Below are 12,548 nucleotides of genomic sequence, written 5' to 3' on the forward strand. Positions count from 1 at the left end.
ACAGGGTCCCAGCCGGACGCGTTCCCGCCGTCAACTATGTGTACAATGCAAGCTTTTTCCTCAAGGGCAGCCGTGAACAGCACCAGCCAGCATGCGTTCCTGGACAACGGCGGCGCCATGGGTGAACGCATCCGCGACATGGACTGGTCCGCGCATGCGCTCGGGCCGGTGTCCGGCTGGCCGCCCGTGCTGCGCACCGGCCTGGCCATCGTGCTCGGCTCGGCCTTCCCGACCTTCCTGGCCTGGGGCGAGAAGCTGACCCTGTTCTTCAACGACGCCTACCTGCCGATGCTCGGCAACAAGGCGCCGACCGCGCTCGGTGCGCCCCACCCCGAGGTCTGGCACGAGGTCTGGCACGAACTGGAACCGACGATTCGGCGCGTGCTGGCCGGCGAGTCCTTCTTTTTCGAGAACCTGGCGGTCACGGTCGAACGCCACGGCTACCCCGAGCAGGCCTGGTTCACCTTTTCCTTCAGCCCCCTGCGCGACGAGCTGGGCGCGGTGCAGGGCCTGATCTGCACCGTGGTCGAAGTGACCGACAAGGTGCGGGCGCTGGCGCGCCACAAGGACGCCGAGGAGCGCCTGGCGCTCTCCCTTGAGGCCTCGGGCAACATCGGCACCTGGAGCTACGAGCTCGACACCGGCGCCACCCACGTCGACGAGCGCTTTGCGCGCCTGTTCCAGGTCGAGGCCGCGCTGGCGCGCGAAGGCACCGAGCTGAACCGCTTCACCGACATGATCCACCCGGAAGACCGTCCGCGCGTGCTGGCCGCGATCGCGCACGCCATCGAGACCCGCACCCTGTACGACGCCGAGTACCGCATCCCGCAGCGTTCGGGCCTGGACGTGTGGGTGAATGCGCGCGGCAAGGTGTTCACCGACCCGGCCGACGGCACGCGCCGCTTCGCCGGCATCGCGGTCGACATCAGCGAGCGCAAGGCGCAAGCCGAAGCACTGCGCGCCAGCGAGGAGCGCGCCGAAAGCGACCGCCGCCGCCTCGACGTGCTGCTGGAAGCGGCGCCGGTCGGCATCTTCTACGTCGACCCGAACGGCCGCCTGCTGGTGGCGAACGCCGCCAACCAGGCGATCTGGGGCCATTATCCCGACAGCCAGTCGGTCGACGAATATGGCGCCTGGCGCGGCTGGCACATCGCCGGCCCGCTGGCCGGGCAGCCGCTCGGCATCCAGGACTGGCCGGTGGCGCGCGTGCTGGCCGGGCGCGACACCGATGCCGGCGTGTTCGAGATCGAACCCTTCGACGTGCCTGGCCTGCGCCGCACGGTGCTGGTGCGCGCCGCCGCCCTGCGCGGCGCCGACGGCGCACTGGCCGGCGCGGTGGCCGCCCACATGGACATCACGCCCCAGGTGGCGGCCGAAAAGGCGCTGAAGGAAAGCGAACGGCGCTTTCGCGCCATCGCCAACGTGATCCCGCAAATGGTATGGTCGACCCACGTCGACAGCGGCGTGTATTACTTCAACGAGCGCTGGCAGGAGTTCACCGGCCTCGACGCCATGGCGCTGCAGGAAGGCGCCTGGCGCGCCGCCGTCCACCCCGAGGACCGCGACGCCCTGCGCAGCGCCTGGCAGCGCAGCCGCGACGCCGGCGTGCCCTTCGAGTTCGAGCACCGCCTGCGCCATGCGGGCGGCGACTACCGCTGGGTGCTGAGCCGCGCCCTGCCCTTTGCCGACGCCGCCGGCTGCGTGACCGACTGGATGGGCACCCTGACCGACATCCACGCGCAAAAGACCGGCGAAGCCGAGCTGCGCGCCCAGGCCCGGCGCAAGGACGAATTCCTGGCAATGCTGGCGCACGAACTGCGCAACCCGCTGGCGCCGATCAGCAACGCCGCCCAGCTGCTCGGCATGCCGGGGCTGGACGCACGGCGCCTGCGCCAGTCGAGCGAGATCATCGCGCGCCAGGTGCGCCACATGACCGAACTGGTCGACGACCTGCTGGACGTGTCGCGCGTCACGCGCGGCCTGGTGCAGCTCGACCGCGCCCTGGTCGACGTCGGCGCGGTGGTGGCCGGCGCCGTGGAACAGGCGCGCCCGCTGATCGAGGCGCGCCGCCACACGCTGGAACTGCAGCAGGATGCCGGCGGCTGGGTCGACGGCGACCGCACGCGCCTGGTGCAGGTGGTGTCGAATCTGCTGAACAACGCCGCCAAGTACACGCCGCAGGGCGGACGCATCGCCCTGCAGGTGGCGCGCACGGATAGCCGGGTGACGGTCTCGGTGCGCGACAACGGCATCGGCATCGCGCCCGACGTGCTGCCCCAGGTGTTCGATCTGTTCACCCAGGCCGAGCGCACGCCGGACCGTTCCCAGGGCGGCCTGGGCCTGGGCCTGGCGCTGGTGAAAAGCCTGGTGCAGCTGCATGGCGGCAGCGTGCACGCGGCCAGCGCCGGCCTAGGCCAGGGCAGCAGCTTCAGCGTGACGCTGCCGCTGGCCCAGGCCGGCGTTCCGGCCGCGGCGATGTCCGCGGCCCTGCCCGGCGCGGGCGCAAGCGGCCAGGTCCGCATCCTGGTCGTCGACGACAACATCGATGCCGCCCAGTCGCTGACCGAGGTGCTGCGCGCCTGCGGCCACGAGGTAGCCAGCGCCGCCTCCTCGCGCGAGGCCCTGGACCTGGCCGGACGCGACTGGCCGCAGGTGTTCGTGCTCGACATCGGCCTGCCCGACATCGACGGCTACGAACTGGTGCGGCGCCTGCGCGCCCTGCAGGACGGCCGCCCCGCCCTCTACCTGGCCCTGACCGGTTACGGCCAGGCCCACGACCGCGTGCTTTCGCGCAGCGCCGGTTTCGACCACCATTTCGTCAAGCCGGTGGACCTGCGCGCCCTGATTGCCGTGATCGACGGCATCAAGGCGGCTCCATGAATGCGCACCCTTGCCCGGACACCTATAAATACACGCACGCCAGCCAGCGCCGAGACGGCTTCAAAACCGGCGGTGGTGTAGCATGATCCCTTCGCGCCTGCGCCCCCGGGCCATGCGCCGTACCTGGACCGCGCCCGCTGCCTTGACAGAAGCCGCTGCGGACCCAAGAATTCATATCTATGTTGAAACCTGAAGAAGAAGCCCGCGACCCGGCCTACAACGCCGCCGAGTTCTGCTCCACCAAAGACGCCGCCCGCCTGCTCGGCGTATCGCACCGCACGGTGCAGCTGTGGGTCGAGAACGGCACCCTGCAAGCCTGGAAGACCGCCGGCGGCCACCGCCGCATCACGATGGCGTCGGTGAACAAGCTGGTCAACGAACGCCACGAGGCCACCGCACCGGTGGCGCCGGCGGCCGTGGCCGAGCCGGAAAAACCACAGCGCAAGAAGGTCCTGCTGGTCGACGACGACCGCACCCTCCTGCGCCTGTACGAACTGGAGCTGTCGGGCTGGGACCTGCCGCTTGATGTGGTCAAGGCCCACGACGGCTTCGAGGCCCTGATCCGCATCGGCGAACAGCGCCCCGACCTGCTGGTGAGCGATCTGAGCATGCCCGGCATGGACGGCTTCCGCATGATCCGCACCCTGCGCGGCGACGCCGGCTATGGCCAGATGGCGATCATCGTCGTCAGCGGCCTGGACCGCGCGACCATCGCCTCGATGGGCCTGCCCTCCGATATCCCGGTGTTCCCGAAACCGGTACCCTTCGCCCAGCTGCGCGCAGCGGTCGAGAATGCGCTGGACATGCGCGCGGACGCCACCTGAGCCGGGCACCACGCCCTTTAATGCCATGCTCCAGCCTTTACTGCCGGAAGACGAAGCCGCCCGCCTGCAGGCGCTGGTCGACCTGAAACTGCTCGACACAGCGCCCGAGGAGCGCTTCGAACGCATCACACGCCTGGCGACGCGCCTGTTCGACGTGCCGATGGCGATGGTCGGCCTGGTCGACGCCGAACGCCTGTGGTTCAAGTCGCGCATCGGGGTCACCGACCAGGAAATCCCGCGCGTGGCCACGTTCTGCGGCCATACCATCCTGCAGGACGATGTCTTCGTGGTCGAGGATACCGCCGCCGACCCGCGTTTCGCCGACAATCCGGTCATCACCGGGCCGCTGCAACTGGGCTTCTATGCCGGCCTGCCGCTGGCCGCGCCCTGTGGCAGCCGCGTCGGCACCCTGTGCGTGCTCGACCACCGGCCGCGCAGCTTCAGCGACGCCGACCGCCTGCTGCTGCGCGACCTGGCGGCGCTGGTGACCTCGGAATTCGCCAGCGACGCGCTGCAGCGCGCGCTGCGCCAGCAGCGCGACAGCGAAACCTGGCTGCGGACCCTGCTCAACCACCTGCCGGAAACCGTACTGATGCTCGACGAGTCGGCCAACGTGCTGTCGGTGAACCCGGCCGCCGAGCGCATGTTCGGCGCGCCCGCGGGCGAGCTGGTCGGGCGCAACCTGCAATGGCTGCTGGTGGAAGCGGTGCCCGACCTGGTGCGCTGCCTGCCCGAGGGCGAGGTCTGCACCCGCGAAGGCACCGGCCGGCGCGCCGACGGCGCCACCTTCCCGCTCGAGATCTCGACCAGCGTGATGCACCTGGGCGGCCACCGCCGCTACGCCGCCATCGCGCGCGACAATGCCGCGCGCCTGGAAGAAACCCGGCGCCTGCGCGCCGCCGGTGAACAGCGCAGCCGCTTCTTCAAGATGGCCGCGCACGAGCTGCGCACGCCGCTGGCGAGCATCATCGGTTTTTCGGAACTGCTGCTGAAGCGCGACTTCGACGCCGCCACCGCGCGCGAACTACTCGACATCGTGCACCGCCAGGCCGGCCACCTGTCGGCCCTGGTGACCCAGGTGCTGGAACTGGCGCGCCTGGAATCCGGCGGGCCGGCCGTGCTGCAGATCGGCCCGCAGCGCATCGAGACCATCCTCGGCGAAGCCCTGAATACGGTCGAGCCGCTGGGCCAGAACGGGCGCATCGCGCTCACGCTGGAACCCGACCTGCCGCCGGTCGCGGCCGACCCGCACAAGCTGGGCGCGGCGCTGGCCCACGTGCTCAACAACAGCCTGGTGTACTCGGCGCCCGGCACGCCGGTGACGGTGCGCGCCTGGCGCGGGCCAGACGCCGCCGTCGGCACCGTGCTGCTGCGCATCGGCGACAGCGGCATCGGCATGAGCGAAGAGCAGCAGGCCGCCATGTTCGAGGCCTTTTATCGCGCCAAGCCCGACGCCCGCCCGGAAAGCACGGGACTGGGCCTGGCCATCTTCCGCGAGACAATCAAGCTGCACAATGCCAGGGTCGACGTCGTATCGACACTGGGACGCGGAACCGACATCACCCTGACCTTGCCGGCTGCCGCCGCCCTGCCCCATGCCTGAATCCATCCTTGTCGTCGACGACCAGCCCGAACTGCGCCTCCTGATCCGCCTCACCCTGCAAACCTTGGGCAAGGTGGCGGTGGCCGGCTCGGGCGATGAAATGATGGCGCGCATCGCCGCCGAACGGCCGCACGTGATCGTGCTCGACGTGTCGCTGGGCGGAGAAAGCGGCCTGGAACTGTGCCGGGCGCTGAAGGACGACCCGGCGACGAACGGCATCCGCATCCTGCTGCTGTCGGCCTTCGTGCAGGCAGCCGACGTCGCGGCCGGCAAGGCTGCCGGCGCCGACGACTACATGGCCAAGCCCTTCAGCCCGCGCGAATTGCAGGACGCGGTGAACGCACTGCTGGCCTGAACCGTAACGTATTTGCCGAAATCGCTCAAATCCAGTAAAAACGATACCAACATCGGCCAACGTGCAGCGATCCTTTGCCCCGGAGGCGCTGGAGGCAAATTTCGTGTATCATGGACCGTAATTGATTTGAAGCAATATCTATAGCAACTGTTACCACTTTCCACCATGAGCCGTTTCCTGATCCCTGGCGCCTTGTTGCTGTCCCTGCTGGCGCTCCCCGCGCAAGCCGGCATGGCAAATGCCACGATGCAGGTCGGCTTCGTCCTGACCGAGGCGTGCACCGTCAGCGCCCAGGCCGGCACGCCGAACGTCTCCTGCTCGCACGACAGCCCCTATCGCCTCGGGCGCGTGGATACGGGCCTCCGTCAAGGCAGCCAGGCGGGTGCTGCCTGGACCGTCTACTTCTGAATGCCGACAGCCTCCCCGGCTGAGCGCGTGCGTCCCAGCCGCTCCGCTGCCGAGTGCATGGGCCCGGCAGCCGGTTCCAGCTTGCCCGCGCGGCCCAGCCCAAACGCCGGCATGTTCACGTACACGCTTTCGCTCGCTCCCGCGGCCACCGCATAGGTTTCGTGCCAGATGCCGACCGAACCGTCGGTGCCGACCGATTGATTGAACGCTTTCCAGGCCGGCAGGTGCGCCGCCTCCTTGCTGGTGGCATAGGCCAGCAGCTGGTCCATCGAGCGCCAGTATTGCACCAGGATGATCGTGCGTGAAAACCACATCTCGGCGTGCAGGAAGCCGAGCTCAGGCTGGCGCCGCAGTTCGCCGATCATGCGCGGCATGGCGGTGGCGACCGGCCACCATTTGTGGACTTTCCAGGGCTGGTTGATGCGCATGCCGATCAGGAAAACCACGAAGTCGCCATCGAGCGTGGCGGTCAAACGTTGCTGGTGAATCATGGAGCGATTCCCGGGTCGAAGTTCGGACGCGCGCAGCTGCCCGCGCCGGCTGGTCGGCCAGCCGAGTGTACGCAGTTTCTTGCCTTTATGCAAAGACCTGCTGGCCCGATCAGGTTCTCACCGTGACGCTTCAGGCGAAGCGCGCCTGGTATTCGCTCGGCAGCACGCCCAGCTCGGCGGCAAAGGCGCGGCGCAGGTTGTACACGCTGCCGTAGCCGCTGTCGCGCGCGGCCTGCTTGACCCGCATCCCCGGCTGCTCCAGCAGCAGGCAGGCGCGTTCCAGGCGCAGCCGCGCCAGCAGCTGCACCGGGGTCAGGCCGGCCTCTTCGTGCAGCCTGCGGTACAGCGAGCGCTCGGACAAGGCACAGGCGCCGGCCATCTGCCCGACGCCGATGTCCTGCGCCAGGCGCGGGCGCAGCCAGGCGGTCAGCTGGGCGCAGACGCCCGGCGCCGGCGACTGCGCCAGCAGTTCGGAACTGAACTGGCGCTGCCCGCCTGGCCGCTTCAGGAACAGGACCATGCGCTTGGCCACGGCCAGCGCGGCTTCGCGTCCCAGGTCTTCCTCGACCAGGCTGAGTGCCAGGTCCATGCCGGCGCTGATGCCGGCCGAGGTGTGGAACTTGCCATCCCGAACGTGCAGCGCGTCGTCCAGCAGTTGCAGCGCCGGGTGTTCGCGCCGCAAAGCCTCGACGTCGGCCCAGTGGGTGACGGCGCGGCGGCCGTCGAGCAGGCCGGCGCGCGCCAGCACGAAGCTGCCGGTGCAGACCGAGCAGCAGCGCGCCGCCGCCGTTCCCGCCTGCTGCACCCAGTCCAGCACGGCGCGGCCCCCGGCCGTTGCGCCCGATGGCAGGGCCGCGACACGGCCGCCGGCCACGATCAGGGTCGCGCCTTCGGCGCCGGCCGGGGGCAGCGCTTCGGCCAGCACGCTGAGGCCCGAGGACGAGACGACCGCCCCGCCGCCGTCCGCCAGCAGCCGGATGCGGTAAGGGGGCGGCAAGCCGGCGTCGCGCGCTTCGTCGTTTGCACTGGAAAATACCTGGGCCGGGCCGGTGGCGTCGAGCAGCAGGAAGTCGGGGAAGACCAGCATCCAGATTTCATGGATGGCGGCGCTTGCCGCCGCGGCCGAATTGGAAGGCAGGACAGGAGGGTTCATATTGGCAGATAGTCAAGCATCGCCAACATTTCTGTCAAGCATCTCGCCACCCGCGTGACACGCGGCACGTAGCCGATCCGCGCCGCCATGGCCGGGCCGGCGCCGCTCAGAAGTAGATGGTCGCCGTCACCGTGTCGCGGTAGTCGCCCGGCGACGGCGTGGTCTGCTTCGGCACACTGCCGAACAGCGGCACGCTCTGCACCGCGCCGGTGCCGGTGCCGGTGACCATCACCGTGCCCTGGCTGCCGTCGCCCCAGCTTGGGCCATCCGGCGTGCCCGCGATCAGGTATTGCACGGTTTCGCCGGTGGCCGCGTTGCGCATGCGGCGCGCGGCCACGCTGCCGTTCATGCCGCCGTTCATGCTGATGCGGTAGGCGTTGTTCGCCGTGCACTGCACCGACAGTGCCGCATTCGCGCGCACCGCCGAAGTGAGCACGGTACTGGCGCCGAAAGCCAGGTTCGAGGCGCTGATCACGCAGTTGTTGACGACGGTGGCGCGCACCCGGAATGGCACCGTGGTGCTGACCCCGGCCGTGCAGGGCGAGGACAGCAGGCTCCAGAACGAATAGTTGACGATCGCCTCGCCCGAGAAATCGCTGGAAAACTCGGTGTCGGCGTTGCCGACGGTGCCGACGCCGCTCAGGGCATTGCCCGGGATCTTGCCGTAGATGGTAAAGCTCGCGGTCTGGGTGCCGAGCGAGAGCAGGCCCGCGCTCAGGTTGAAGTTGAGCGAGGTCGGGCTGTTCGGGGTGGCCGGGCTGCCCCACACCGCGGCGGCGGCATAGCTGCTGTCGCGGTAGAGGTTGAACGGCAGGCGCCCGGTGCCGCCGCTCATGGTGCGCCACTGGCCCTGGGTGCCGCCGCTGCCGGCGCCGAGATAGATGCAGATCGAGGCGTTCGGGAACAGCAGCTGGGGAGGAATGCCGGTCAGGAGGCCCCAGGTGCAGCTGACCGTCAGGGTGCCGCTGGCATAGCTGTCGCTGGCCGCGATCGGGCTGACGTTGGCGAACACGATATCGGTCATGCTGGCGCTGCAGCTGTCGGCGCGCGCGGCGCCGGCGCCCGCCAGCCAGAGCAGCGCCGCCAGGCCCAGGACCTGCGTCAGACGTTTGAACATCACTTCCCTCCCTCGATGGGCTTGCAGCGCAGCGGCCCGATAATTGCCATTCCTCCGCCGGCCGCGCCGTCGCCGGCGGCAGGATAGCGGAATCTTACCTCGCACGCGCCTTCGCGTGCGCGCAGCACGAGGCGGTTGTCGTCCCCGGCCTGCTCGACGAAGACCATGCCGTCGTGGCCGACGACCGTGCCGGCGCCGCCGTTTACCTCGACCGGGGTGCCGATGGCGAGCGGCTGGCCGTTGGCATCGTGCACGGTGACGCTGGCCGCGCGCACGCGCTCGAGCGCGAAGCCGGCCACCACGCCCGACAGCAGGCGTGGCGCGATCTCGACGTTGGTGGCGCGCACGCGCATGTCGAGCGGCAGGCTGCTGGCGTCGATCGCCAGCTGGTTGGCCGCGTACGGCACCAGGTCCGGCACCAGCAGGCGGCCGTGGCGGTCGGTGCGGCCGATGACGCGGTTTTCCTGCAGCACCGGAACGTCGGCCACGCCGGCCGAGACCATGGCGAAGGCGCGGCCCACCTGGCGCGCCGGCAGCACCGCGCCGTCCATCGCCACCAGGGCGCCGGTGGCGTTCAGCGCGGCGGTGACGCCGGCGCCGCCGTCCTGCACCAGCAGGCCGAGCTGGCCGCCGCTGCCGAGGTACTGCACTTGGCCCTGGCCATAACGCTGGCCGGCCTGGGTGGCGCTCTGCAGGTTCCAGCCGAAGCCGCCGGCGAAGTCGGCCGAGCGGTTCAGGCCGACGTTCCAGCTCGGCTCGCCCGCGCGGCGGCCGGCGCCGACGCTGGCGCCGATCCGGCCGGGCAGGCTGAAGCTGAGCGAAGCGGTGACGCCGCGCGCCGAGGCCTGGCCCAGGTCCTGGTAGGCGTTCACGCCGAGGTAGACGCCTTCGCCCAGGCGCATCGACCAGGCCAGGGACGCGATGCGCGCGGTGTCGCGCCCGGGCAGGCGGTAGGCGACCAGGCTGGCGCTGAGCGACTGGCCGGCCGAAGGCGAAAAGTTGGCGGTGATGCGGTCGTTGACGCGGTTCACCGGCACGCCCTCGCCGGTGCCGAGGTCGGCGTAGGCGCTGCTGGCGCGCGTGCTTTGCAGGTCGAGCGAGAAGCGCGGCGACAGGTACTGGTAGCCGAGCGTGGCCTGCAGCCCGCGGCCGTCGCCGCCGCCGCTGGCGGCCAGCGCGCCGTGCAGCACGCCGGCGTGTCCCAGGCGGATCAGTGCGCCGGCGCCGGCGTTCGCCACCCCGGCCGCCGCTTCCGCGTGCGCCTCGACGGTCAGGGCGTCGTTCACGCCATGGCGCAGCGAGCCGGTCAGCGCCGGGCGCGCCGCGTAGCCGAACGAGCGCAGGCCGTAGTCGCGGCGCGGCAGGCCGAAGGCGACGGCGTAGTCGGACAGGCCGGGCGCCAGCAGGCGCGTGTCGACGTACAGCGGTACCGAGGTGGCGACTTCGCGCCCCAGGCTGTCGCGGGTGACGACGGTGGCCTGGCCGGCGCCGTTCAGGCCGGCCACCTGGTCCAGCACGAAAGGACCGTCGGGCACGGTGGAACTGAACTGCTGCATGCCGTTCACGTACAGGGCGACGCTGCTCGGCACCACGGCCGAGCCGGCGATCTGGGCCATCGGGTAGGTGACCAGGTCGGGCCGCAGGTCGAAGTTCTTGCGCCACTCGATGCCGCCGAGGCGCAGCGAGCGCGACCAGGTGAGCGAACGCGTGATCAGGTCGCCCACCTGGAGCGAGGTCAGGGCCACCGGGTCGGCCCAGCTCCAGGAAGTGTCGTGGCGCAGGTAGCGGCGCCCCGGGCCGTGCAGGGTGACGACGCCGGTGCTGCTGATGGCGCCGCGCGCGTCGAACCAGCGCAGTTCGTGCAGGGCCGAAGCCCGGGACTCGGCACTGGATCCGGCGCGGGGCTGGGCATAGACGTCGTAGTTGAGCAGCATGCCCGGGCTGGCGCTGCCGGCGCCGATTTCGCGCGGGTTGCGCGCCTGCAGGCGCAAGGGAGTGCGGAGCGCATCGGCCAGGCGCAGCGCGATGCGCTGGGCGGCGGCGTCGAAGCTGTAGGACAGGCCGGGAATGGCGTCGAGCTCGCGCTCGCGTTCCTCGCCGAAGCCGAGAGCGGCCGGGTCGAGCCCGAGCTCGCGCAGGGTGTCGGCGTCGACGCGCAAGCCTCGCGGGCCGCGCGTGAAACGGGCGACGGCGCCGGTGTCGGCGCCGTTCAGGGACACTTCAAGCCAGAGTTCGACCGGCGCGGCGGGCGTTGCGGGGGTGGTGGGAAGGGCTGGCGCTGTGGTAACGGCAGCGCCGGCAGCGCCCTGCCCGGCCCGGGCCGGCAAGGGCCCAGCCAGGGCAGCAGCCCAGGCCAGCGCGAGGAGCGCGCAGAAGCGTGCGCGTGCGCGGGTACCGCCTTCCTTCATCGGCCGTTCACTTGGCGCCGGCGCTCTCCGCCGCCACGCTGGCGGCTGCGCTCGCGGCGCGCGCATTCACGTTGGCGCGCACGGTCAGCGGACCGGCCACGCGGGCAGCCGGCTCCAGCGGCAGGCGCCATTCGCGCTCGCGCCCGGCCAGGGCATAGCCCAGCAAGCCCTTGCTCAACTCGATTTCGTTGCCGCCGGCGTCGACCAGGCTGGCCGCGCCGACCTGGGCGTGCAGGCCGCCGCTGTTCTTCGCGCGCAGGATCCAGCCGCCGTCCTTGCGCAGCACGGTCCAGGCCAGGCTGGGAGCGGCCGCCTCGTCGTTCGGCGCCACGAACACCGGCACCGAGTACTGCAGGCGGATCGCCACGCCGCTGGCCTGCTCGTCGTCGCGCGGGATCTCGTCGATCAGCAGGCGGTAGGTGCGTTCCGGCCCGGGGGCGGCGCCGCCCTTGCGCACCAGGCGGATGGTCTGGCTCGATTTGGCGCCGACCTCGATGATCGGCGGGCTGGCCACCAGTTCATCGGTCGGAGTCAGCACGTCTTCGCCGTTGCGCTGGTCCCAGGCGAATACCCGCACCTGGCCGTAGACCGGACGCTCGCCCAGGTTCTGCAGGCTGATGCCGCCGGCGGCCTGGCCGGCGCGCAGGCTGATCGACACCGGCGAGATCTGCAGGCTGGCTGCCTGCGCGGCGCAGGCCAGGACCAGGCCGGCGCAGAGGGCAAAGGCGGCGCGCCAGGAACGCAGTGACGAGGACAGGATCATCGGTCAGAAGTAGACGGTGGCGGTGATGGTGCTTTTGTAGTTGTCCGGGGTCGGCGTGTTCTGGGCCGGGATTTCGCCGTAGACGGTCAGGTTCTGGGCGGCGCCGTTGCCGGTGCCGGCCAGGGTGTCGGTGCCCTGGGTCGCGCCCCACGGGGTGCCGCCCGGCGCCTGGAACAAATTGAAACGCACGGTCTCGGTGTTGGCGCCGGTGCCGCGCATGTAGCGCGTGGTGCCGCTCGAACCCGGGCCGTTGCCGGCGTCCAGGCCGATGTTGTACGGGGTGGTGTTGCTGCAGGTGACGCTGATGTTCGCGGTGGCCGACACGGTGCTCGACAGCACGCCCTGGCGCTGGCCGAAGTCCAGGCCATTTGCCGAGATGGCGCAGTCGGCATTGATGCGCAAGGTCACGTCGAAGCTCGCAGGCTGGCCGGCCTTGCCGTAGACGGCGGCGCCGGCGAGCGCCGGGAAGGCTGCGATGACGATGGCGCCGAAGGCGGCGGCGCGGAGCTTGGCTGCGAACATGGTATCCCCTGTAAAAAACGAAAT

At 70.5% G+C, this 12,548-nt stretch carries 11 protein-coding genes; 5 read left to right on the plus strand and 6 right to left on the minus strand.

From position 1 onward, the window contains the following. Positions 1 to 72 precede the first annotated feature (72 nt). From LK540_RS04150 to LK540_RS04170, 5 genes are all read left to right on the plus strand, one after another. Positions 73 to 2,880 carry a PAS domain S-box protein gene (locus LK540_RS04150; RefSeq protein WP_229435761.1) on the plus strand — a complete coding sequence of 936 codons (2,808 nt, stop codon included), beginning with the start codon at positions 73 to 75 and terminating at the stop codon, positions 2,878 to 2,880. 179 nt (positions 2,881 to 3,059) lie between these two features. Beyond that, positions 3,060 to 3,704 (plus strand): response regulator, encoded by a 645-nt coding sequence (locus LK540_RS04155; protein WP_229435762.1) that lies wholly within the window; start codon positions 3,060 to 3,062, stop codon positions 3,702 to 3,704. A gap of 25 nt (positions 3,705 to 3,729) precedes the next feature. Further along, complete coding sequence (locus LK540_RS04160) at positions 3,730 to 5,307, plus strand: ATP-binding protein (RefSeq protein ID WP_229435763.1); 1,578 nt, start codon at positions 3,730 to 3,732, stop codon at positions 5,305 to 5,307. After that, positions 5,300 to 5,662: a response regulator transcription factor gene (locus tag LK540_RS04165; RefSeq protein WP_229435764.1), complete on the plus strand. Its 363-nt coding sequence runs from the start codon at positions 5,300 to 5,302 to the stop codon at positions 5,660 to 5,662. The genes LK540_RS04160 and LK540_RS04165 overlap by 8 nt, the downstream gene beginning before the upstream one ends. A 165-nt stretch (positions 5,663 to 5,827) precedes the next feature. Continuing rightward, positions 5,828 to 6,070 carry a hypothetical protein gene (locus tag LK540_RS04170; protein WP_229435765.1) on the plus strand — a complete coding sequence of 81 codons (243 nt, stop codon included), beginning with the start codon at positions 5,828 to 5,830 and terminating at the stop codon, positions 6,068 to 6,070. Here LK540_RS04170 and LK540_RS04175 read toward each other — a convergent pair. The 6 genes from LK540_RS04175 to LK540_RS04200 all read right to left on the minus strand — a co-directional run bounded on the left by LK540_RS04175 (position 6,061) and on the right by LK540_RS04200 (position 12,524). Further along, on the minus strand, positions 6,061 to 6,561 hold the full coding sequence (locus tag LK540_RS04175; protein ID WP_229435766.1) for a DUF4188 domain-containing protein: 501 nt from the start codon (positions 6,559 to 6,561) through the stop codon (positions 6,061 to 6,063). The two genes, LK540_RS04170 and LK540_RS04175, sit on opposite strands and share 10 nt — an antisense overlap. Before the next feature lie 130 nt (positions 6,562 to 6,691). After that, the gene (locus LK540_RS04180) at positions 6,692 to 7,714 is read right to left on the minus strand and encodes a GlxA family transcriptional regulator (RefSeq protein ID WP_229435767.1); all 1,023 of its coding nucleotides are present in this window, start codon (positions 7,712 to 7,714) and stop codon (positions 6,692 to 6,694) included. A gap of 106 nt (positions 7,715 to 7,820) precedes the next feature. Next, positions 7,821 to 8,831, minus strand: coding sequence for a spore coat U domain-containing protein (locus LK540_RS04185; protein WP_229435768.1), 1,011 nt, complete (start codon positions 8,829 to 8,831; stop codon positions 7,821 to 7,823). Further along, positions 8,831 to 11,239 (minus strand): fimbria/pilus outer membrane usher protein, encoded by a 2,409-nt coding sequence (locus tag LK540_RS04190; protein ID WP_229435769.1) that lies wholly within the window; start codon positions 11,237 to 11,239, stop codon positions 8,831 to 8,833. Before LK540_RS04190 ends, LK540_RS04185 begins: the two co-directional genes overlap by 1 nt. A gap of 7 nt (positions 11,240 to 11,246) precedes the next feature. Further along, the gene (locus tag LK540_RS04195) at positions 11,247 to 12,002 is read right to left on the minus strand and encodes a molecular chaperone (protein WP_229435770.1); all 756 of its coding nucleotides are present in this window, start codon (positions 12,000 to 12,002) and stop codon (positions 11,247 to 11,249) included. Between the two features lie 3 nt (positions 12,003 to 12,005). After that, entirely contained in the window at positions 12,006 to 12,524 is a 519-nt protein-coding gene (locus tag LK540_RS04200; RefSeq protein ID WP_229435771.1) for a spore coat U domain-containing protein, read from the minus strand. Positions 12,525 to 12,548 lie beyond the last annotated feature (24 nt).

The sequence above is a fragment of the Massilia sp. IC2-278 genome, assembly GCF_020708045.1.
Classification (GTDB): domain Bacteria; phylum Pseudomonadota; class Gammaproteobacteria; order Burkholderiales; family Burkholderiaceae_D; genus Telluria.